The sequence below is a fragment of the Nocardioides xinjiangensis genome, from assembly GCF_017916385.1.
GTDB classification, from domain to species: domain Bacteria; phylum Actinomycetota; class Actinomycetes; order Propionibacteriales; family Nocardioidaceae; genus Nocardioides; species Nocardioides xinjiangensis.
On the sequence record NZ_JAFMSW010000002.1, the window covers coordinates 423,823 to 444,640 of the forward strand.

General features: G+C 70.7%; 17 protein-coding genes and 1 pseudogene. 10 read left to right on the plus strand and 8 right to left on the minus strand.

All coding sequences use genetic code 11. From position 1 onward, the window contains the following. The first annotated feature begins 134 nt into the window (after positions 1 to 134). Positions 135 to 2,474, plus strand: coding sequence for a PQQ-dependent sugar dehydrogenase (locus tag J3P32_RS16810; RefSeq protein ID WP_210441336.1), 2,340 nt, complete (start codon positions 135 to 137; stop codon positions 2,472 to 2,474). A 156-nt stretch (positions 2,475 to 2,630) separates the two neighbouring features. Next, on the plus strand, positions 2,631 to 3,905 hold the full coding sequence (locus J3P32_RS16815; RefSeq protein WP_210441338.1) for a calcium-binding protein: 1,275 nt from the start codon (positions 2,631 to 2,633) through the stop codon (positions 3,903 to 3,905). Between the two features lie 132 nt (positions 3,906 to 4,037). Here J3P32_RS16815 and J3P32_RS16820 read toward each other — a convergent pair whose 3' ends face one another. Beyond that, complete coding sequence (locus tag J3P32_RS16820) at positions 4,038 to 4,334, minus strand: hypothetical protein (RefSeq protein ID WP_210441340.1); 297 nt, start codon at positions 4,332 to 4,334, stop codon at positions 4,038 to 4,040. 184 nt (positions 4,335 to 4,518) lie between these two features. On the opposite strand from J3P32_RS16820, the gene J3P32_RS16825 reads away from it, so the two are divergent. Both J3P32_RS16825 and J3P32_RS16830 read left to right on the plus strand, forming a co-directional pair. After that, positions 4,519 to 5,202 (plus strand): AzlC family ABC transporter permease, encoded by a 684-nt coding sequence (locus tag J3P32_RS16825; protein WP_210441342.1) that lies wholly within the window; start codon positions 4,519 to 4,521, stop codon positions 5,200 to 5,202. Further along, complete coding sequence (locus J3P32_RS16830) at positions 5,199 to 5,516, plus strand: AzlD domain-containing protein (protein ID WP_307861742.1); 318 nt, start codon at positions 5,199 to 5,201, stop codon at positions 5,514 to 5,516. Before J3P32_RS16825 ends, J3P32_RS16830 begins: the two co-directional genes overlap by 4 nt. Before the next feature lie 164 nt (positions 5,517 to 5,680). Here J3P32_RS16830 and J3P32_RS18305 read toward each other — a convergent pair whose 3' ends face one another. Next, positions 5,681 to 5,809: a hypothetical protein gene (locus J3P32_RS18305; protein ID WP_282594226.1), complete on the minus strand. Its 129-nt coding sequence runs from the start codon at positions 5,807 to 5,809 to the stop codon at positions 5,681 to 5,683. 32 nt (positions 5,810 to 5,841) lie between these two features. Then, positions 5,842 to 6,246, minus strand: a pseudogene (locus J3P32_RS18660) (glycosyltransferase); the annotation flags it as partial. 491 nt (positions 6,247 to 6,737) lie between these two features. Here J3P32_RS18660 and J3P32_RS16835 point away from each other — a divergent pair. The 3 genes from J3P32_RS16835 (at position 6,738) to J3P32_RS16845 (ending at position 8,944) form a co-directional block, all read left to right on the plus strand. Next, positions 6,738 to 7,232, plus strand: a complete 495-nt coding sequence (locus J3P32_RS16835) for a SigE family RNA polymerase sigma factor (protein WP_210441345.1) — start codon at positions 6,738 to 6,740, stop codon at positions 7,230 to 7,232. Beyond that, positions 7,229 to 8,332 carry a hypothetical protein gene (locus J3P32_RS16840; RefSeq protein WP_210441347.1) on the plus strand — a complete coding sequence of 368 codons (1,104 nt, stop codon included), beginning with the start codon at positions 7,229 to 7,231 and terminating at the stop codon, positions 8,330 to 8,332. The genes J3P32_RS16835 and J3P32_RS16840 overlap by 4 nt, the downstream gene beginning before the upstream one ends. 219 nt (positions 8,333 to 8,551) lie before the next feature. Continuing rightward, the gene (locus J3P32_RS16845) at positions 8,552 to 8,944 is read left to right on the plus strand and encodes a hypothetical protein (RefSeq protein ID WP_210441349.1); all 393 of its coding nucleotides are present in this window, start codon (positions 8,552 to 8,554) and stop codon (positions 8,942 to 8,944) included. Positions 8,945 to 8,998: 54 nt separating this feature from the next. Here the strand turns inward: J3P32_RS16845 and J3P32_RS16850 are convergent, their stop codons facing one another. After that, positions 8,999 to 11,212, minus strand: a complete 2,214-nt coding sequence (locus J3P32_RS16850) for an AGE family epimerase/isomerase (protein ID WP_307861743.1) — start codon at positions 11,210 to 11,212, stop codon at positions 8,999 to 9,001. A 931-nt stretch (positions 11,213 to 12,143) separates the two neighbouring features. Between J3P32_RS16850 and J3P32_RS16855 the strand changes: the two genes are divergently transcribed. Together J3P32_RS16855 and J3P32_RS16860 are read left to right on the plus strand one after the other, a co-directional pair. Next, positions 12,144 to 13,205, plus strand: a complete 1,062-nt coding sequence (locus J3P32_RS16855; RefSeq protein ID WP_210441352.1) for a serine hydrolase domain-containing protein — start codon at positions 12,144 to 12,146, stop codon at positions 13,203 to 13,205. Positions 13,206 to 13,673: 468 nt separating this feature from the next. Continuing rightward, complete coding sequence (locus J3P32_RS16860; RefSeq protein WP_210441353.1) at positions 13,674 to 15,257, plus strand: sulfatase family protein; 1,584 nt, start codon at positions 13,674 to 13,676, stop codon at positions 15,255 to 15,257. A 149-nt stretch (positions 15,258 to 15,406) separates the two neighbouring features. On the opposite strand, the gene J3P32_RS16865 is transcribed toward J3P32_RS16860, so the two are convergent. Next, positions 15,407 to 15,637 (minus strand): hypothetical protein, encoded by a 231-nt coding sequence (locus tag J3P32_RS16865; protein ID WP_210441355.1) that lies wholly within the window; start codon positions 15,635 to 15,637, stop codon positions 15,407 to 15,409. A 326-nt stretch (positions 15,638 to 15,963) separates the two neighbouring features. Between J3P32_RS16865 and J3P32_RS16870 the strand changes: the two genes are divergently transcribed. Next, entirely contained in the window at positions 15,964 to 16,560 is a 597-nt protein-coding gene (locus tag J3P32_RS16870; RefSeq protein WP_210441357.1) for a DUF998 domain-containing protein, read from the plus strand. A gap of 166 nt (positions 16,561 to 16,726) precedes the next feature. On the opposite strand, the gene J3P32_RS16875 is transcribed toward J3P32_RS16870, so the two are convergent. The 3 genes from J3P32_RS16875 to nirB are packed head-to-tail and all read right to left on the minus strand — an operon-like array spanning position 16,727 to position 20,765. Next, a complete protein-coding gene (locus J3P32_RS16875) occupies positions 16,727 to 17,836 on the minus strand; it encodes a uroporphyrinogen-III synthase (protein WP_210441359.1) in 1,110 nt (369 codons plus the stop codon). Further along, positions 17,833 to 18,183 carry a nitrite reductase small subunit NirD gene (gene nirD, locus J3P32_RS16880; RefSeq protein WP_307861744.1) on the minus strand — a complete coding sequence of 117 codons (351 nt, stop codon included), beginning with the start codon at positions 18,181 to 18,183 and terminating at the stop codon, positions 17,833 to 17,835. The genes J3P32_RS16875 and nirD overlap by 4 nt, the downstream gene beginning before the upstream one ends. Further along, complete coding sequence (gene nirB, locus J3P32_RS16885; protein WP_210441361.1) at positions 18,180 to 20,765, minus strand: nitrite reductase large subunit NirB; 2,586 nt, start codon at positions 20,763 to 20,765, stop codon at positions 18,180 to 18,182. The genes nirD and nirB overlap by 4 nt, the downstream gene beginning before the upstream one ends. Between the last annotated feature and the right edge of the window lie 53 nt (positions 20,766 to 20,818).

The window sequence follows — 20,818 nt, forward strand, 5'->3', positions numbered from 1 at the left end:
GATCAGGTCCTGCGCCCCGGCCTCGGCGCGTGCCACTGGGGCTCACCACTCTTGGTGATGACGCGGGCGCAACTTGCTGCACATGCTCGAAGGAGCGGCGGCGCGCCGCCGAGGACCGGAGGCGAGGTCTCACCATGGGCGGGTTCGCACGTGAGAAGGACGGTCCGGGTCGCGTACGACGATGGGCACCGCGCCTGCGACGGGCGAGGGGCGGGCTGGCGCTGGGCTCCGTGCTGGCCGTGCTGGCCGGCAGCCTCGGGCTGGTGACGCTGACGTCCGAGGCTCAGGGAGCACCGGTGCCGGCCGGCTTCACCGAGTCGGTGGTGCTCAGCGGGCTCACCAACCCCACCGTGGTGCGGTTCTCCCCGGACGGACGGGTCTTCGTCGCGGAGAAGCGTGGCGTGATCAAGGTGTTCGACTCGCTGACCGACACCACGCCCGACGTGTTCGCCGACCTCAACGCCAACGTGCACAACTTCTGGGACCGCGGGCTCCTGGGAATGGCGCTGGACCCGAACTTCCCCGCCAGCCCGTACGTCTACGTGCTCTACACCTACGACCACGTGCTCGGGTCGACCGCGCCCGCTCCCCGGTGGGGCACCCCGGGCGTCTACTCCGACCCGTGCCCGACCCCGCCAGGTGCGACCGCCGACGGGTGCGTGGTCAGCGGCCGCCTGTCGCGGCTGACGGCGAGTGGCAACTCGATGACCGGTCCCGAGCAGGTGCTGGTGGAGGACTGGTGCCAGCAGTACCCCAGCCACTCGGTCGGCACGGTCGAGTTCGGGCGCTCGGGTGCGCTCTACGCCAGCGCCGGTGACGGCGCGAGCTTCAACTTCGTCGACTGGGGCCAGGACGGCAACCCCGTGAACCCGTGCGGCGACCCGCCGGGCGGCGCCGGGGCGACCCTCTCGCCGCCGACCGCCCAAGGCGGGGCACTGCGCAGCCAGGACCTGCGCACGACCGGCGACCCGGTGAGTCTGGACGGCTCGGTGATCCGGGTCGATCCCGCCACCGGGGACGGCCTGCCGACCAACCCGCTCGCTGCGTCGTCGGACCCCAATGCCCGACGCATCGTCGCTGATGGCCTGCGCAACCCCTTCCGCTTCACCGAGCGGCCCGGCACGGACGAGCTGTGGATCGGCGACGTCGGATGGAACGACTGGGAGGAGGTCAACCGGCTCGTCCCGTCCACCACGCAGGTGCGCAACTTCGGGTGGCCCTGCTACGAGGGCGCGAACCGGCAGGCCGGCTACGACAGCGCGAACCTCGACATCTGCGAGTCGCTCTACGCGGCGCCGGGCGCGGTGGCCTCGCCGTACTTCGCCTACCACCACACCGCTCGCGTGGTGCCCAACGAGTCGTGCCCCACGGGGAGCTCCTCGCTGGCGGGCGCGCAGTTCGTCTTCGGAGCCGGCCGGAGCCCCTATCCGACGGAGTACGACGACGCCCTCTTCTTCGCTGACTACTCGCGCGACTGCATCTGGGTGATGCCGAAGGGGGCCGACGGTCTCCCCGCACCGGGCCTGGTGCGGACGTTCGTGGCGGGCGCGGCCAACCCGGTGAACCTGCAGGTCGGCCCCACGGGCGAGCTGTTCTACGTCGACTTCGACGGCGGCACGATCCGGCGGATCAGCTATGCCAGCGCCAACCGCCCGCCCTTGGCTGACGCCACCGCCACGCCGACGACCGGTTCGGCGCCGCTCACGGTGTCCTTCGACGGCTCGTCCTCCAGCGACCCGGACGCCGGAGACGCGCTGGCCTTCGCCTGGGACCTCGACGGCGACGGTGCCTTCGACGACTCCACGTCCACCCGGCCGTCGTGGACCTACACCAGCAGCGGCACCTACACCGCGACCCTGCGGGTGACGGACCCCGCGGGGGCGACGGCGACCGACGCCGTGGTGATCAACGTCGGCAACTCCGCGCCGGTCCCGGTGATCAACACCCCGGCCGCCGGGACGCTGTGGAAGGTCGGGGACACGATCACGTTCTCGGGCGGTGCGACCGACGCCCAGGACGGCATGCTGCCCGCCTCGGCGCTGACGTGGGACGTCGTCATCCAGCACTGCCCCAGCAACTGCCATTCCCACCCGATGCAGAGCTGGGTCGGGATGTCGAGCGGGTCCTTCGTCGCACCCGACCACGAGGCGCCCGTCCACCTCGACCTGAGGCTGACCGCCACCGACTCGGGCGGCCTGAGCACCACCGTCGTGCGGCGCCTCGACCCGCGGATGGTCGCGCTGACGTTCGCGAGCGTGCCCGGTGGCCTCGCCCTGACCGTGGGCACCTCCTCGGCGAAGGCGACCTTCACCCGCGACGTGGTCGCGGGCTCGAGCAACACCGTGAGTGCAGTGTCGCCGCAGGCCAAGGGCAACAAGCAGTACGTCTTCACGTCCTGGTCCGACGGCGGCGCGCAGACGCACACGATCATCGCCCCGGCCGCCGCCACGACGTACACCGCCCGCTACAAGTAGCCGGTCCGGCGGGCACACGAACACCCGCGCGGTCGTGCCGCCGACGCCGGGGCAGCCAGGACGGGTCGACCGGCAACTCCCGGCCTGGTCGGTGCGTCACACATCTCGCGGCCCGCAGACGGAGGCCGACCCGTTCGGAGGAGAGCCATGCGACGCATGCCCATCACTGTCTCGTCGATCGCGTTGGCGCCGCTCGGCGTCGTGGGCCTGGCCGCTGACCCCGCGACGGCCGAGACGACCTGTGAGGGGAAGGTGCCCTCGATCGTCGCCGTCCCCGGTACGCCGACCACCGGCACGCCGGGCGACGACGTCATCCTCGGCTCGTACGCCCGGGACCAGATCGACGGGGGTGCGGGCAACGACACGATCTGCGGGCTGGGCAACGCCGACACGCTGGTCGGCGGGGCGGGCGACGACCGGCTGTTCGGTGGCCTCGACGACTACTACGTCCCCGACGACGGCTACGCCGGCGACATCCTCGTGCCGGGTCCAGGAGACGACCACGTGGACCTGGGCGACGACCCGGCGTCGGCGAACGTCGACGACGTGGACCGGCCGGCCCGCTACGACAGGGTGGTCTACGAGGACGCACCCGGACCGGTGACCGTGGACCTCTCGGCCGGTACGGCGACCGGCGAGGGCACGGACACGATCGTGGTGCCGACCTACTCCGGCGGGATCGTGGGCTCGCCCTTCGACGACGTGCTGACCGGCACGAACGCACCTGACCGCATCACGGGCGGCGCCGGCGACGACCGCATCCACGCGCTGGACGGTGACGACGAGCTCGAGCCGGGAACGGGTGACGACGTCGTGCGCGGCGGTGACGGCAGCGACGCCATCCTCTCGCCGGACACGGGACGCGACCGGCTCTACGGCGACGGTGGGCAGGACTACGTCGAGGCGCGCGGACGTCGCAGCGCGATCGGCGGCGGTGGGGGCGACGACCGCCTCGCCGCCCACCTCGGCGCCACTGTGCACGGCGGACAGGGCGACGACGAGATCGACGCGGACCTCGTCCGCAGGACGCGGACCGAGGTGGACGGCGGCGACGGGCGACGCGACGTCGTGCGCCTGCGGGCGCCGAAGTCGGAGTTCCCGCGGGGCTCGAGGTACGTCATCGACGTGCCTCGCAAGCGCGTGACGGTCGGCGGCGCCACGCGTGCGCGCTACGAGGGCGTCGAGGACGTCAGGTTCTCCGGGCGTCCCGGCGGCCTGACCTACCTGGGCGGCACCGGGCGCGACCGCGTGTCGGTGAGCGGTGGCATGCAGGTGACGGCGTACGGGCGCCGGGGGGCCGACATCCTCGTGGGCGGTTCGCGCGACGACCTCCTCGTCGGTGGTCCCGGTGGCGACCAGCTCGTCGGTGGTCCCGGGCGGGACCGGTGCATCGGCGGCGAGCAGCGACGACAGTGCGAGGCGCGCCGCTGACGCGGATCCTCGACCGGCAGTCGGCACCGCGGGGCCGTCAGGGCGAGTACGCCGCCGAGGCGATGGCCGAAGCGCATCCACCTCGGCGGCGCCGGCTCGCCGGAGATCGCTGGCTCGCGAGTGTGGCAGCGCTCAGCCCTTGGTGCCGTTCTTGCTGCCGTTGCACGCGGTGCCCGGGTGCTCACCGACCGTCGCCAGGAAGTCGCGGAACTCCTTGGGGATGCTGCCCCAGGTCTGGACGACGCCCGGCTGCACCGGTGCCTCGAAGTCCATGTCGTCGAGGCCCGAGAACGCGCAGATCGAGTTCGCGTTGTAGCCGTTGACCGGTGTGGGGTTGCCGTTGCCGGTGATCTCGCCTGCCGACGCGGCCGTTGCGGTCGCGCCCACGGTCGCGAGGGCCACGACGACTGTTGCCAGGATCCTCTTCATCGCTCATCTCCCTTTGGGGTCGTGCGTCCAGGGCCCGAGGGACGCGGCCGTGACGCTAGGGCGGGCGCCGCACGGGAGAAGGAGCGGGATCGTCGACATGACCGAAAGTGGTGAGGCGGTCGCCGGTGGTCCGTCGGCAGCGTCCGCCTCTGGAGCGGTCCACGTGCGTTGTTAACCTGCGCCGGTGGCAGCGGCGAGCGACGAGGGAGCACGCGAGGCGTTCCGTCGTGGCCTGAGGTCGGGCGTCCCCTTCGCGGTTGTCGGCTTCTTCCTGAGCGCCTCCTTCGGTGTGCTGGCCCGACAGGCGGGGTTCAGCGTCGTGCAGGCCAGCGTCACCGCGATGATCGTCTTCGCCGGCTCGGCGCAGTTCGCCGCCCTGTCCGTGATCACCGTCGGAGGCGGCATCCCCGCGGCCTTGACCGCAGCGAGCCTGATGAACGCTCGCTTCCTGGCCATGGGGATCGCGCTGGCGCCGTCGTTGCCCGGCAGCCCGATGAAGCGCGCCGCGCAGGGGCAGGCTGTCGTCGACTCCTCGTGGGCGCTCGCCAATCGCGGCGACGGCACCTTCGACCGGTGGCTGCTGTTCGGCACGACGGTCCCGCAGTACCTCACCTGGACGCTCGGCTCCGTCGTCGGTGCGGTCTTCGGCGGCGTTCTCGGTGACACGCACCGGCTCGGCCTCGACGCGATCTACCCCGTGTTCTTCCTCTCGCTCCTGATCGCGGAGCTGCGGGACGCGACCTCCCGCTGGGTGGCCGTCGGCGGCGGCCTCGTCGCACTCGCTCTGGTGCCGATCAGTCCTCCGGGCGTACCCATCCTGGCTGCGAGCACCGTGGCGCTCATCGGCCTGGTGCGGAGGTCGAGGTGACGCTGACCTCCACGCAGGTCTGGGTGCTGATCCTCTGCCTTGCCGCGATGACCGCGCTGATCAAGGCGCTGGGTCCGGTGCTTCTCGGCGGCCGGGCGCTGCGGCCGTGGTTCTCCCGCGTGACCGTGCTGATGGCGCCGACGCTGCTCAGCGCGCTGGTCGTGACCTCGGTGCTGGCCGCCGGACGCTCTTGGTCGGTGGGCGCCCACACCGTCGGCGTCGCGGTAGCCGCGCTGATGCTCTGGCGACGCTGTTCACTCGTGCTGTGCGTCGTCGTTGCAGTCCTCGTCACCGCCGGGCTGAGGGCGATCTGAGACTCCAGCATCCGCACCGTGCGACGTCCGGGCCTGCGCGAGGAATGCGTCTCTCCGCCGCCTGGTTCGCCGTGCCGCACCGATCGGTCGACAGCCGCGCCTTCCCAGGGTCGCGCGCCTGCCTCGCCCACCGGGCGACCGGCGGCGTTCTCCCTGGGACGAGCTCAGGTTCCGTCGAGCATGGCGAGGCTCAGCTCGGGCTGGGCGGCCATCTCGGCGGCCGCCTCCGCCGCGCGCCGGCGGATCGTCTCGCTGTGCATCGTCTCGGCGATGAGGATCTGCAACCTCTCCACCTCGCCGCCCCTGGGCAGGTGGAACGCGAATCGCTGAGACTGACGCTCACTCGCACGTGGGGGATCCCGGCTTCGGCGGCGCCCAGGGCAGACGCGTACTCGGCGGGATCGCGCAGGACGAGGTGGGGTCGGAGGTCGTCGATCGCGGCGTGGACCGACGGGATCATCGCCCCCGAGTTGAGCCGTCCGAACAGCTCGCGCAGCACGAGGTCGCGCGCCACGTCCAACGGGCATTCGGCGACCTGCCGCCAGATCGCGGCGACTGCCTCCCGGTCGGGCTCCGCACCCGGTCTGAACGCGAAACTGCCTACAGACCGTGCCAGGCCCGGCGGCCCCACCACCGTGACGTGGTGACCGTCATGCACCAGACGCTTCAGCCACGGCCGCATCGGGTTGAAGTGCCCCGCGCCCGCAGTCGATACCGCCAGGATGCGCATGACACTCACAGTGACGGGCTCCGACCTCCTCGACAAGCGCCGAGCCGGACTCACCAGCTCGAGAGCCGTGCCCACTTGCTGTTCTGCGTGAGGTCAGTTCAAGGGCCGCCTCGGTCGCGGCGACATACCCAACAGCGCGGATATCAGAAACGCCCAGACGCTCGTAAGGTGGAGGGCCGAAATGTCATCACGCGACACCTGGAGGCGAGATGACTCCAGCCTTGGGAATCGTCGTGGCAGCGGCCGTGGTCGTAGCTCCGGGCCCGACTGTCGGAGCCGGCCCGGCGGCAGCGGGGGCCGGTAAGACGGGCTGACCAGAAGGTTCGAGACGCTCCGCATTGGAGGCTGCCACGTCGCCGTGAGTCTCGGACTTCGCGACAACGACGTCGCACGACGCTGACCCTTGGCGGGCTCGCACGCGAAAACCCAGCAGCAAGACCCGGCGGCCTGAGGGTGGCAACCATTCCTGGCCCCCGGGGCGTAGGAGTGTCATGGCGGTCAAGCCCGAGTTCGACGCCTTCGTCTCGGCGAGGTGGAGGTCACTGCTGCGGACCGCGTACCTCTTGACGCGCGACCAGGGTCATGCTGAAGACCTCGTCCAGGAGGCGTTGACGAAGTTGTGGTTCGCGTGGGACCGCGTCGATGGCGATCCAGAGCCGTACGTCCGACGCATCATCGTGACGACCCACGCGTCGTGGCGCCGGCGGCGGTGGTGGTCGGAACTGGTCTCCGACCGTGTCGGTGAGCTTCCCGCGTCGAGTTCCGAAGCCGTCACGGACGTTGACGTGTGGAGTGCCCTCGGCCACCTTCCGCCACGCCAACGGGCCGTGCTCGTGCTGCGCTACTTCGAGGACCTGACAGAAGCCGAGACGGCTGAGACGCTCGGGTGCGCGATAGGCACTGTCAAGAGCCAACACGCCAAGGCGCTGCGACGACTCCGCCTGGATCGCGTCGTGTCCGTGCCGAACCGCGAGGTGCCGACATGAGCACCGAGATGGTCCGGAAAGCCCTCGCCGAGCACGCACGAGACGTTTCGAGCACTGGTCCCGACCTGGCAGGGCTGCACGACCGCATAGCGACCGAGCACCGGCACCGTCGCGTGCGGACCGCCGCAGCGTCCGTTGCGCTCGCGGCTGCAGTGATAGCTGGGGCAGTTCTCGGCAGGGCGATGGACGGCGGCGCCCCCGATCCGGCGCCGGCCCCACAGCCGACGCCAACGCTGACCCCCACACCCGACTGGACCCCGGGACAGCCACTCCCATACCGCCCCGATCCCGTGGAGGTCTTCCCAGCGCCGTACGACCGGGCAGCCGTCCAGCCGGCCCATGTCCTTGCGACCGTCCGCAACGATCCGGGAAATCCCACCCTGCAGTGGATGGTCGACCGAACCGCCGACATGACTCATGTCCAACAGTCGTGCCGCGGCGCGGATGACACCTGGCTCGTCGTGAAGGGAGCCCGCGGCTCGAGCTCGACGACGCCTTGCGGCGCCAGTGGTGGCTTCCAGGATGAGCCCATGCCGACGATGCCGTTCCTCGTCGACCACAATCCAGTGCTGCCCGGCATCGGAGAGCCGCTCGACGCCTTCGTCACCACGGTCGACCCGGCGGACACGAACGGGCCAGGTGGAGCGCAGCTCGGCATCCCGCCCGACACAAGCGCGACCTTCGAGCTCGTCGTGTGGGGTCAGGACTTCTCGCCGGTCGCCACCATCCTGGGGCGTGACGTATCACCGCTCGGGGTAGCGGCGGGACGGGACTGGTGGTTCACCCGCGGTGTCGAGGCACCTACCGGGGCCGATGCACTGGTGCTCGAGCTGCCTGCCTCGCCCGTCGACCGGGTGGTGCAGACGGTCGCCGACTACGCCCGGTTCGAGCCGGGTGGCACCATGCCGTACGTCGAGATCTCGGTGGACGGACGCAGGGTCGACCACCGATTCGATTCACCGCGAGTGGCCTTCCAGGACGAGACCACTGCCTTCGTGCCCGCAGGCGAGCGCCGCACCGTGGTACTGGAAGTCACCGACGGGAAGCCGGGCGACATCGACTTCGGCGCGGCCGTGTTCGAGGCCGGCGACAGGCGTTGAAGCCCTCGTTGGACCGCATCACGCCAAGGCACGCGGCGATCCAGCGGGTGATGCGTGACGGTCATCTTCGGACCGAGTTCTGGCGGCCGGAATTGCCTCGAGTGAACGTTGACGTTCGTCCGCGGCGAGATGAAACTCTTGAGACGGGCGCCTGAAACAGGGCGCGCCCTGGTGGGAGGAGCTCACATGCGATGGAGGCTGTTCGCGTGCGAAGCCCTCGTGGCTCTCGTCACGTGTTCGCTGCTTGTCGGTAGCCCGACTGCCGCCAGGGCCATCGCCCGTTGCGACGTGACGGCCGCTGAACCTCGTCGCTTGTCCCCTGCGGATCCAGAAGCTCATGTCGAGGCCTACTTGACCTGTGACCGCGCCATCTTGCCCGAGCGCTTCACCAATGCGGTGTGTCTGCAGATCAAGGAGGGCGAGCGGTTCGTCGATCACGGATGCTGCAAGGTCATCAACACCAGGGTCTCCACCCGCCCGTGGTTGATGTGTGGCGAGGCGTGGCCGCTCCGCGCCGGTACGCACCACTACAGGACTCGCGCACGTGCGAATCGGCTCCCAACCGGCACGAAGGAAGTCGACTATTCGCCTGCCATCACCATCACGCTCTGAGCGGAGCTGCGTCCCCGTCCGATCCGCGTCCGTCCGCCTCGAGCACGAACTGCGTCAGCCGGGTGGCCGCACGGGGTGGTCGAGCAGGCGACCCTTGTCGTGCGGAACGCGGCATGACGCGTCTGCGCCCGTGCTGTTGCCGGCGCTGTCGGTAGCGCGTGCCGAGGTCACGTAGGTACGTCCGTCGCCAGATCCGTCCCGCTCGGCTCGGACGTGGACCAACCCCTCATCGACGCGAACGTCCTCGCCGTCGAGCGCCTCGTCCGCGGTGACAGTGACGTCCACGTCGGCCACACCCGACAGCGTGTCCGCGCCGGTCACTCGGGCCACCTCGACCATGCGACCGTTGGGTGGCCAGATCGCGCATGGCGGAGCTGGAAGTCCGCTGAGCGTGGGACTGGTCCGGTCGATGCGAATCTCCAGCACGTGGGGCGCCTCGGCATGGTCGAGGTGGTCGACGGCCCAGTAGGTGACGCGCCTGATGCCCTCGCCCGTCAGGGGTGGGACGCTTGCGGCGGCTCCGGGCGCGATGACCGCCACGGGGGACGTGTTCCCGCTCAGGTCCTCGACGAGGTAGTGGATCTCCTTGACGCCGACGCCGGCGTCGCGAGCGGACAGTTCCACGGTGACGTCGTCACGGTGCCATCCGGATGCGCTCGGCTCGGGAGTCACCCGAGCGTGGATGAGCGGAGCGGCCCCGTCATCGGGCGGCGGGTAGGGCTGGCGTCCGACTCGGCCGATGCCGGTGAAGTCGACCTCGACCAGCCGATGCCCGGGGAGTCCTGCGAGCTCGGCCCCCACGACTCGGCGTTCGCCGGCTGCGTCGAACCAGTACGGCTCCGCTTCCGCCGTGAGCGCCTGACCGGTCGGGAACGCGTAGTGGAGCCGGGCGGGCAGACCTTCGAGCGCTCGTCCGTGCAGGAACATGATCAGAGCGTGCTCGCTGACGTGGTACATGTTCTTGTTGAACCCGGTCTTGCGCTTGACCTCGAGCGCGGCATCGCGCGCGGGTCGCAGGAACGTCTCACGGGCGGGCCTGGTGCGGTCGACGAAGTCGCTGAGCCAGCCGTGGGAACTCTCGGCCAGCCAGTCCTGGTAGGCGAACCCGTTGCTGAGGTCGAGTGTGGCCAGGGTCTGGTCGGCTTCGTTGTGCACCCACCATTCGCTGTCGCGCTCGATTCCCGCGCCGGCGGGGCCGAGTCGTTGCTGGTTCCACCGGCGTGCGGGGGCGTCCCATGCGCGTGGGAGCAGCGCGACGAGCTCGGACGCCATGCCCGACCACGGGCGGTCCGCAAACATCGTGTTCGCGTTGAGGATGAGCTCATGGCTCTTGATGGAGTGCCCGAAGTCGGTCTGCGGGGAGTTGAACCGCCCGACGCGACCCGTCCGTCCCCAGAACCACCACGAGTCCGCGCCGGCCCCCCGGTGCCGGGCGATGAGCTGCTCGGTCACGAGGCGTAGGTCGTCGCGGAACTGGGCACGGCGTGCCGGGTCGGTCAGCAGGTCAGCGTTGGGCAGCAGCAGCGCCGAGCCCGGCACCAGGTAGTTGGTGATGTCGCCGCCGTTGTCGCCGGTGTCCACCTCTGTGGAGAAGTCGTAGGTCATGGCGTCCTTGACCCGGCCGGTGGCCGGGTCGTAGTAGCGCTCGAAGAGCAGGTCACGGACCGCGAGGAGATCGGCCTCCACCGCCGGATCACGGGTCACGTTGAAGTACATGCCGAACGCAAGGCCCAAGGACGCGAGGTCGAACACCTCCTTGCGAGCCAAGGGGTCCACAGGGTCGCCGGTCGCAGTGAGCTGTCCGAACCAGCCTCCATGGACGCGGTCGCGGGCGTGCGCGTTGATCCAGTCAATGCCCGCCTTCGCGTACGCGAGGTACCTCGAGTCGCCGGTGAGCATGAAAGCGACGGAGTAGCCGTACACGCCGCGTGCCAGCGTGACCAGACCGCGCCGCGTGTCCGAGGTGAGCGGCTCACCGTCCAATCCGCGCCATGAAGGGAAGTTCCCGACGGGTTCGCCGAGGGCAGCCGGCATGTCCCAGTACGGCATGAGGTCCTGGCGGTGGTGATCGAGCCAGCGATCGCCTTCTAGTACCTGAGGCACGGCCGAAGCAGCGGCCGACGCTCGAGCCGGTTCAGTACCGGTGTTCGAGGCGCTGGCTGGCGTGGTCAAGCTCGCCGCCACGGCGAACGTCGCGAGCGCGACGCCGACGCGACTCCGTCCCAGATGCTGGTGAGCTCGCACCTGGGGAGTGCTGTGTGGAGTCATGGCTCCTCCGTCCTCGCCCCCGCGGGACTCGCGGAGCCTGGTGTGGTGTGACGGCGCGACAACGTCGAGAAGTTGCCGCAAGAAGCGGCGCGGGCCGCCTCACGAGACGCCGCGCCGATCGACCTCCGTCGGAGGCCCACGACGGGCACACGATGCCGTGAGCGCAGGGAGCCGCAGCGCCCGCAACGTACCGTTGCCGCGCCCTTCGTCATGCGCACTGCCACCGCTGCTCCCAAGCCGAGTGCATCCCATGATGCGCAGAACATCCTGGTCTTCAACCGCCGTCGCACGGACGTCGCTGGCGCACAAGCCTCGATTTCGGGTAATTCACGCCGCCAAGCCCCGGACGCGCTCCCATCGGCTGTCGCCTGCTGCACGTCCACGATCTCTGCCGCGCGAGAGGCTCGGCAAGGCCAACTCAGGTTCAGGAACGGCAGCCCTACGATGCTCACGCGGTACTCCCGCAACCGGTCCGACTAGTCCCGCCGGTCGAGATCCGCCGAACCTGCGCGGTAAGCGTTCGTGCTGCAGCATTGACCGCTTCACCTGTCGTTTCGGCTTCATGTTGATACGTCGAAGGAATGGTCAAGTCGCCACGAGCGGCGCGGCGGTCCTCCTACCTTCGGCACGGTCGACCGGGGACGACACGGGGACCGACGTGGGGGTTGTCGGTCCAGGGCCCAGCTGGCAGCACTCCAGCTGGGCTCTTCCCCTTCCGTCTCCCGGCAGCGTCGCCTGGGATTGCCTGCGCGATCCGAACTCCGCTCGAAGCGATGAGCTTCGGCGCTTGTCGCCGCTGTCGACGTCGGTACAGCGATGCTGATCCCCTGGATGTCGCCGAGGGGCGACGCAGCCCCATGCCGCCGCCTCCCGGTGGAAGGTGTGCAGATGGCTATGGCGGCGACCCCCGTGCCGGGATCACACTGATGACATGCGCGCCCTTTGTGCGCTGACCCTCACGTGGGCTGTCCTGCTGGTCGCCGGCTGCTCGAGTGACGACGGCTCCAGCGCCACGCCGGACTCACCGGAACAAGCTGATGGCTTCGACTCGGCCGTCGCTGCGGTGGAGGAGCGCGTCGAGGCCTACGAGGAGATCGCCACTGGGGTGATAGCCCTGGTGCGGGTGGGTGAGCAAACGCGAGTCGTGACCGCCGGCGACGCAAGACTGCGTCCTCGCGTGGCGATCGAGGCGGACATGCGGTATCCGCTGGCCAGCATCACGAAGTCGATGACAGCGACGGTGATCCTGCAACTGGTGGAGGACGGCAAGCTGGCGCTGGACGACCCGGTGGACCGGTGGGTGCCCGAGCTCGACGGCGCCGGGCACACGATCACGATCGAGCACCTGCTCGCCCACCAGTCAGGCCTCGCGCAGGCCACCGAGGGCGAGATGCGGCAGCTCGGATCTGACTCCGGCCGGTTGCTGCGAGCGGTCGCGAGCCGCCCGCTCGAGTTCGAGCCGGGCACGAGCGGTCGCTACTCCAACGAGGGCTACGTGGCGCTCGGCCTCGTCGCTGAGCGCATCCTCAATCGGTCCTTCCGCGACGTCCTGCAGACCCGCGTGTTCGACCCGGCCGGCATGGGCTCGTCCAGCCTCTTCGGTCGTTGGGACGTGCATGGGTATGACGGTCGCCAGGACGTGTCGGAGCAGTACTACCTCAGGTGGATCCCGCCAGCTGGGAGCGTCGTCGCCACGGCTGCAGACGTCGACGCCTTCTACCGCGCCTTGTGGTCCGGACAGCTCATCGATGCCGACATGGTGACGGAGATGCGGACGCTGCGGGGCGGCGTGGGCGGCTGGTCGGACTACGGGTTCGGCCTTGCCCGGGAGCGCTTCTCCTGCGGTCCTGCCATGGGGCACTCGGGGCGGCTCAGCGGGATCAGCACGGAGGCCTGGACCCTCGACGGCGAGGACCGCTCGACCGTCGTCCTGGTCAACGACCACCTCTCCGACGTCGCCCGCATAATCGTCGACGCGGCCCTCTGCGGATGAGTGGTCGCGGCATGAGCGTGCCCAAGGCGGCCATCCGGACGGGCACACCCTTCGATGCGAGCGGCAAGGGTGCAGGCACTGAGACGACCTGCCTGACCGCCCGGTCCAGTCCTGACCGCACGCGATCCTCGACTTCGGGGACGGTCGTGTTCGAGGCCGACGACCAGGGCTGACCGCTCTTGTCGCACCGGCATCGCGAAAGGGCCCCGAGCGGTCGACGCGACTACGGCGGATAGCGACACGGACTGCACAGCGGCCCGAACTGACTCAGCCTCGACCAGCGTCCTTCCGCCGCTCAACGGTACGAAGTCACAGACGCCACGCAGCACGTGCACGGGGAACAGGTGGACTAGACCAAGTAACGACCGTCCCGCGGCGGGAGTCCTATGGAAACCGGCACTGTCCGAGCCGGAAACGTGAAGCCAAGCCCGGCGCCGCGTCCGGGCGCCCAACCCGCGGGAGCGCAACATGCCCAGCCGAACACGGTCCACCGGTCTTGCAGTGGTGCTGCTCGTCGCGGCGCTGGTCGCGACGCTCAGCGCGGCCTCGGGAGGGGCAACGGCGCGAGGAGCACCGGCGCGAGGCGGTGCCGCCGAAGCCGCGCACCGGGACGAGGCAGCGGCGAAGCCGAACATCATCTTCTTCCTGGCCGACGACATGGCCACCTTCCACCTACGCCACATGCCCAACACTCGTCGGTACGTCTTCGCGAGCGGAGCGCGGTTCACCAACTTCTACGCGAACGTCAGCCTGTGCTGTCCCTCGCGGGTCTCGCTCCTGACAGGAAAGTACGCGCACAACACCGGCATCGGCGGCAACGAGTTCCCGGATGGCTTCCACGGCTTCCACGTGGGTGACGAGTCGAGCCGGACCTTCGCCGTCGCGCTGCGGCGGCGCGCCGGCTACAGCACCGGCTTGCTGGGCAAGTACCTCAACGAGTACCCGTTCGTGGAGTCATCGCCCCGCAACGCGGTGCCGCGTACCTACGTGCCGCCGGGCTGGTTGGACTGGGCTGTCCCGATCAGAGGCCAGTTCTACGGAGTGGACTACCTGCTCAACCGCAACGGCCGGATCCTGCGCAAGCGCGGCCCGCGCGACTACCTCGGCGACCTCCTCGCCCGACGTGCGTTGCGCAAGATCGAGAAGAACGAGGACCGGGGCGGACTGGCGCTGGTGTTGGCCTCCTACGGTCCGCACATGCCTGAGCCCGCCTCGCCCAAGGAGAAGGGCGACCCGGCCCTGGCGGCCCGGATCGCGCGCCAGGTGTTGCCGAGGACGCCGGACTTCGACGAACCCGACATCAGCGACAAGCCGCGCCGCATCCGGCGGCTGGACCGGCTCTCCGCCACGCACGAGGAGCGCATCGACCGGATCTTCCGCCGACAGCTGTTCTCGTTGGCGAGCCTCGACCGCTACGTCGGCGAAGTGGTGTCGGTGCTGAGGCGGACCGGGCAGCTGGACAACACCTACCTGGTCTTCAGCAGCGACAACGGCTACCACATGGGTCACCACCGGCTGCCGATCGGCAAGAACCTCCCTTACCTGACCGACGTCCGGGTTCCGATGGGGATCCGCGGGCCCGGCATCACCCCGGGCACGATCGTTCGCGACGTCACCGGCACCATCGACGTGGCGCCCACCTTCGCCGACATGGCGGACATCCGGCTCCCGTGGGTCCACGACGGCGAGTCCGTGCTGCCGCTCGCCGAGGGCCGGCCCGCCGAGACGTGGCGCCGGTTCTTCCTGATCCAGCGCGGGGCCATTGGCGACGTGCCCGGCCGTTGGGCCGCGGAGCCCGCACGCGGGGAGGAGCGGCGCGCCGCAGTGCTGGGAGGAGGTTGGCGTGGCGTCGTCAGCCAACGCTGGCAGTACGTCAGATGGGGCTCGGGTGAGGAGGAGCTGTACGACGGCGCCACGGACCCCTACCAGTTGGACAACATCCTCGCGGTGCCCGCCGAGGAGCGGACCCAGGAGCAGCGGCAGGCGTTGAACGACGGCCGAGCCGCCCTTGCACGGCTCACACGATGCGCCGGCGCAGCCGAGTGCGCCTGAGCGCTCAGCGGCACCCCCGTGCTGTGGCGGCCTCCGGTGTTGCCGAGCACAGTCACCTGACCGCGCACGGTATGACCACGCGGCGACACGGCTACGCCGTTCCGCTTGCTGCCGGTGCCGGCGCTCTCCGCAGTCAGCGCCGGCCGTGGTCAGGCGCCACCGTTCGCGCCGCCCTCCGTGCCCGGCGCATTGAGCCATTGATCCTCGGGCGAGACGCCCTCGCCCTCCGAGAGGTCGCACTCCGGGTTCACGCAGTACGCCTTCGCGCCGACCGTCACCCCAGGACCGGCTGCGTCGGTGCGGGTGTCGCCCGGCGCAGCGAACTCGAGCGGCTGGCCGCATCCCCGACAGACGGTCGGCGTCTCAGCTCGTTCACTCATGACTCGCACGCTAACGGTTCCGCCAGGCGTCGCCCAGTGGCGAGCGTCAGGCCGCTGTTCCCCGAACGACGGTGAGCTCGGATCGCGCCCGTCCTCACCACCGCATGCGCCGGGCCGAACCTGCGGTCGCCCATGCCGTTCAGGTTTGTCGCACCGCCTCCCCCACCGGCGGCTTCGCGGCACGACCGACAGCACTGTGGGCGGGTTTCACCTAGGACTACGGTGACCGGGTGCCCCCAGCCCACGGACGTCGGCTCCCGGGGATCACCGGGGTCCAGGCTGCGCGCTGGGGAGCGCTCGCACTCTGCGTGCGACCGGCCTACATCGTGACCGAGCTCATCGTTGCGGCGGCCACGAAGGGTGGCTACAGCCTCCTCTCCGATCCGGTGAGCCGGCTGGGTGCGGTCGGCTGCACGGCGGTCTACTGCTCACCGCGTCACGAGCTGATGAACGGATCGTTCATGGCCTTCGGTGCCTTGCTGGTCGGCGGTGCGGTGCTGCTCTCGCCGGCAGTGGGGCCATGGGTCACAGGGCTGCTCGTGGTCTCCGGGCTGAGCTCGGTCGCGACGGGCCTCGCGCCTCTCGACCAGGACGCCACGCTGCACACGATCTCGGCGGCGCCCTTGTTCGTCGCGCAGCCGATCGCGCTGGTCGTCCTCGGTGCGCGGTTGCGCGACGACCGGCCGCGCCTGGGCGGGGCGCTCCTTGCTGCGGGAGTCGTGACCGCTACGGCGGCGACGGGGTTCGCGCTCTCAGGTGATGGTCCTGCATCGGGTGCCCTCGAACGCCTTGCCCTGTGGCCGGTGCTGGTGGCACTGGCTGGCTTCGCCGGGACGCAACTCCTGCCCGACGGTGGTCCGAGACGCCGTCGTCGACGTACCAGCTCGCACGACAGGCCCGCCGGACAGCCGCGTCCACCATAGGGCCGTGTGCGAGCCGAGCCGCCGCGCCCGGACGCCCGTCCCTGACACATCGTGTCCGCAAGGCCCCGGTCGAGCACTGGGTCGGCCTGCATCCCCCGCCCGCCGCCTCCTCCGCGTCGCTGTCGGGCGGCCTCCGTTGCACAGCCGGTCCCGGGATCGGTCGTGCTCATGGCACCGCCAGTCGGTAGCCGCGCTTCACCACGGTGAGCACGGCCCTCGTCCCGATGGTGGCCCGCAGGCGAGCGACCGCCATCTCGACGGCGTGCTCCGACCCCGCCTGACCTGACGGCAGCGCGGTGAGGAGCGCTCGACGTGAGACGACGTGACCGGGATTCACGAGCAGCGAGTTGAGCACCGACAGGGGCGCGGGCGACAGCTCGACCGGCACCCCGTCGAGCAGCAGCGAGTCGGTGTGGACGATGAGGGTGCGCCCGTCCGCGAGGCGGACGTCGATGCCGTCGCGGCGCGTCGGCAGCTCGGTCTCCAGCTGCTTGACCATCCGGGCCAGGCGGGAGCGGTCGGGGACGATCGTCGGCACGCCCCACATCTCGAAGGCGGCCGCCGTGACCGGGCCGACACAGGAGGCGACGACGTCGGACTGGAAGGCACTGATCACGTCGTCGCGCCGGCCGACGGAGTACGCCGCCTCCATGAGCGCGGCGACCGCCGGCGCCGAGGTGAAGGTGACGGCGTCGAGCTGCCGGTCCGCGATGAGGTCGATCAGGTGGAACATCGGCGACGGGTCGTCCGCCGACGCCACCCGGTAGATCGGCACGGTCACCACCGACGCGCCCTGGCGCCGCAGCGCGTGGGCGGCCATCGACAGCGACTGGCCGTGCTCCTGCACGACGATCCGCTTGCCGGTGAGGTCGCGGCCGCGGAGGTGGGCGAGCACGTCCTCGAAGCACTCCGACTCCGGGGCCCAGAGCTCGCGCAGGCCGTTCGCACGGAGGACGCCGACGCTCTTCGGGCCACGGGCCAGGATCTCCGCGGACCCGAGCGCGGCGACCAGCTCGTCGTACAGCCCGGCGTCCGCGGCCGCGGCGAGCCAGGTCTTCATCCCGACGCCCGTGGTGGCGAGGAAGAGGTCGACCGGCCCGAGGAGGACCTCCCTGGTGGCGGCCAGCAGCTCGTCGAGGTCGACGTGGTTGGGCTGCAGCGACAGCGCCGCCGCCCACTCGACCGTCGCGCCGCGCCGCTCCAGCAGGGCCACCTGCTCCTCGGCCTTGCGAGCGGCCGTGACACCGATGCGGAATCCCGAGAGGGGCCGGCTCACGTGACCCCCCGGGCCCGACCGACGTGGACGACACCGTCGACCACCGCGACCTCGTACGACGTCACGCTCATCGACGGGTCGTCGAGGCAGGCGCCGGTGCGGAGGTCGAAGGCCTGCTTGTACATCGGCGAGCTCACCACCGGCACGTCGCCGCGCGAGCCGACGATCCCGCGCGAGAGCACCGATGCGCCGGAGAAGGGGTCGAGGTTGGAGAGGGCGAACACCGCGCCGTCGAAGGAGCGGAACACCGCCACGGCCGAGCCGTCGACCAGCGCCGCGACCCCACCCTCGACGGGGACCGCGTCGAGCGCGCAGACGGGGGTGAGCGACGCGGCCACGGCGTTCACGCGGGTGCTCCGACGGGGATGAGCGCCGGCGCGATCGGCTGGATCTGCTCCCGCTCGGTCGTGAAGGCGATCGAGGGGTCGGGGGTGTCCGGCGCGTTGACGAACGACACGAACCGCGCGAGCTTGGCCGGGTCCTCCAGCGTCGCCCGCCACTCGTCCTCGTAGCCACCGACGTGCCGGGCCATGTCGGCCTCGAGCTCCGCGCCGAGGCCGAGCGAGTCCTCGACGACGACCTCACGCACCCGCTCGAGCCCGCCGTCGAGCTGCTCGATCCAGGTCGACGTGCGCTGGAGCCGGTCGGCGGTCCGGACGTAGTACATGAGGAAGCGGTCGAGGTAGGAAACCAGCGTCGCGGTGTCGAGGTCGCCGGCCAGGAGCCGCGCGTGGGCAGGCGTGGCTCCGCCGTTGCCGCCGACGTAGAGGTTCCACCCCTTCTCCGTCGCGATCACTCCGAAGTCCTTGCCCCGCGCCTCCGCGCACTCGCGGGCGCAGCCGCTGACGCCACCCTTGAGCTTGTGGGGGCTGCGCAGCCCGCGGTAGCGCAGCTCCAGGGCGATCGCGAGCCCGACGGAGTCCTGCACGCCGAAGCGGCACCAGGTCGATCCCACGCACGACTTCACCGTGCGCAGCGACTTGCCGTACGCGTGCCCCGACTCGAAGCCCGCGTCGACGAGCCGCCGCCAGATCGCGGGCAGCTGCTCGAGCCGGGCGCCGAAGAGGTCGATCCGCTGGCCGCCGGTGATCTTCGTGTAGAGCCCGTAGTCGCGCGCCACCTCACCGACCACGATGAGCTTGTCGGGCGTGATCTCGCCGCCCGGGATGCGCGGCACGACGGAGTAGGTCCCGTTGCGCTGGATGTTGGCGAGGTAGGCGTCGTTGGTGTCCTGCAGCCCCGCCGTCGCCGGCTCCAGGATGTGCGTGCTCGTCTGGCTCGCGAGGATGCTCGCGAGGGCCGGCTTGCAGACGTCGCAGCCGCGGCCGGTGCCGTGCGCCGCCACGATGTCGTCGAAGCGCCGGTAGCCGTGCACGGCGACGACGTCGAACAGCTCCTGCCGGGTGAGCCGGAAGTGCTCGCACAGGCCCTTGTCGACGACCTTGCCGACGCTCGCGAAGTGGTCCTCGATGATGCTCTTCACCGTCGCGACGCACGACCCGCACGTCGACCCGGCCCGCGTGCACTGCTTGACGTCCGCCACGCTCTCGCAGCCCTGCTCGGTGACCGCGTGGACGATGTCGGCCTTCGTGACGTCGTTGCACGAGCAGACCTGCGCCTCGTCCGGCATTCCCGGCTGGACGCCGCTGCTGGCGGGCAGGATCAGCTGCTCGGGGTTGTCGGGCAGCGCGAGGCCGCTGCTGACCATCGGCCGCAGCACGCCGTACGCCGACGCGTCGCCGACGAGGATCCCGCCGAGCAGCCGCCGGCCGTCGTCGCTCACGACGAGCTTCTTGTAGACGCCGGTGACCGCGTCGGCGTACGTCAGCTCGAGCGCCCCGTCCGTGGTCGCGAACGCATCGCCGAAGCTCGCGACGTCGACGCCGAGGAGCTTGAGCTTGGTGGACATGTCGGCGCCCGTGAACGTGCCCGGTCCGTCGAGGAGCGCGTCGACGACGACCTCGGCCATCGCGTAGCCGGGGGCGACGAGGCCGTACATCGTCCCGCCCGGGGCCGCGCACTCGCCGATCGCGAAGACGTGCGGGTCGGCGGTGCGGCACTGCTCGTCGACGAGCACGCCCCCGCGCGGCGCGACCTCGAGGTCGCACTCGCGGGCCAGGGCGTCGCGCGGCCGGATGCCGGCGCTGAACACGACGACCTGGGCGTCGATGACCGTCGTCGGGGCGCCCTCCTCGGTGCCCGCCTGCCTCACCCGCAGTCCGCTGACGCGGGCGTCCCCCTCGATCTCCTCGGTCAGCACGCCGGTGTGGACGGTGACGCCGAGCCGCTCGACGTGGCGCACCAGCGTGGCGCCGGCCGCGGGGTCGAGCTGGATGGGCATCAGCCGCGGCGCCATCTCGACGACGCTGGTGTCCAGCCCCAACTGGACGAGGGCGTTGGCCGCCTCGAGCCCGAGCAGGCCGCCGCCGATGACGACGCCGCCTGTCGCGCCCTCGCTGGCGGCCTTGATCGCCTCGAGGTCCTCGATCGTGCGGTAGACGAAGCAGCCGTCCTTGCCGCGTCCCTCGACCGGCGGGACGAAGGGTGCCGCGCCGGTGGCCAGCACCAGCACGTCGTACTCGTGCACCGTGACGGCGCCCGGGTGCGCCAGGAGGTCGCCCACGGCGCTCGGCGGCGAGACGACGGTGACGGTCCGCTCGGTGCGGTCGATCTCCGTCACGACGCTGTCCAGCACGAGCCGCACCCGCTCGTCGTCGTACTCCCCGCCGGGCAGCAGGGACAGTCCGTCGGCGCCGTCGGGGTGGCCGAACCAGCTGGTCAGCCCGACGCGGTCGTAGGCCGCGCGTGGCTCCTCCCCGAAGATGAGGACCTCGTGGGTCTTGGTGAGGCCGCGGTCGACCGCGGCCTGGGCGAACCGGTGGCCCACCATGCCGTGCCCGACGACGACGATCCGCTGACGCTCTCTCATGCCTCCGACGGTAGGAAGCGGATGTTGTCGGGGGCCTTCGGCAATGTTTCGCG

What these genes read in the sequence shown, in the direction of transcription:
- J3P32_RS16810 (WP_210441336.1), top strand. Translation starts at nt 135, where the DNA reads ATGGGCGGGTTCGCACGTGAGAAGGACGGTCCGGGTCGCGTACGACGA.
- J3P32_RS16815 (WP_210441338.1), top strand. Translation starts at nt 2,631, where the DNA reads ATGCCCATCACTGTCTCGTCGATCGCGTTGGCGCCGCTCGGCGTCGTG.
- J3P32_RS16820 (WP_210441340.1), bottom strand. Translation starts at nt 4,334, where the DNA reads ATGAAGAGGATCCTGGCAACAGTCGTCGTGGCCCTCGCGACCGTGGGC.
- J3P32_RS16835 (WP_210441345.1), top strand. Translation starts at nt 6,738, where the DNA reads ATGGCGGTCAAGCCCGAGTTCGACGCCTTCGTCTCGGCGAGGTGGAGG.
- J3P32_RS16840 (WP_210441347.1), top strand. Translation starts at nt 7,229, where the DNA reads ATGAGCACCGAGATGGTCCGGAAAGCCCTCGCCGAGCACGCACGAGAC.
- J3P32_RS16850 (WP_307861743.1), bottom strand. Translation starts at nt 11,212, where the DNA reads ATGACTCCACACAGCACTCCCCAGGTGCGAGCTCACCAGCATCTGGGA.
- J3P32_RS16855 (WP_210441352.1), top strand. Translation starts at nt 12,144, where the DNA reads ATGCGCGCCCTTTGTGCGCTGACCCTCACGTGGGCTGTCCTGCTGGTC.
- J3P32_RS16860 (WP_210441353.1), top strand. Translation starts at nt 13,674, where the DNA reads ATGCCCAGCCGAACACGGTCCACCGGTCTTGCAGTGGTGCTGCTCGTC.
- J3P32_RS16865 (WP_210441355.1), bottom strand. Translation starts at nt 15,637, where the DNA reads ATGAGTGAACGAGCTGAGACGCCGACCGTCTGTCGGGGATGCGGCCAG.
- nirB (WP_210441361.1), bottom strand. Translation starts at nt 20,765, where the DNA reads ATGAGAGAGCGTCAGCGGATCGTCGTCGTCGGGCACGGCATGGTGGGC.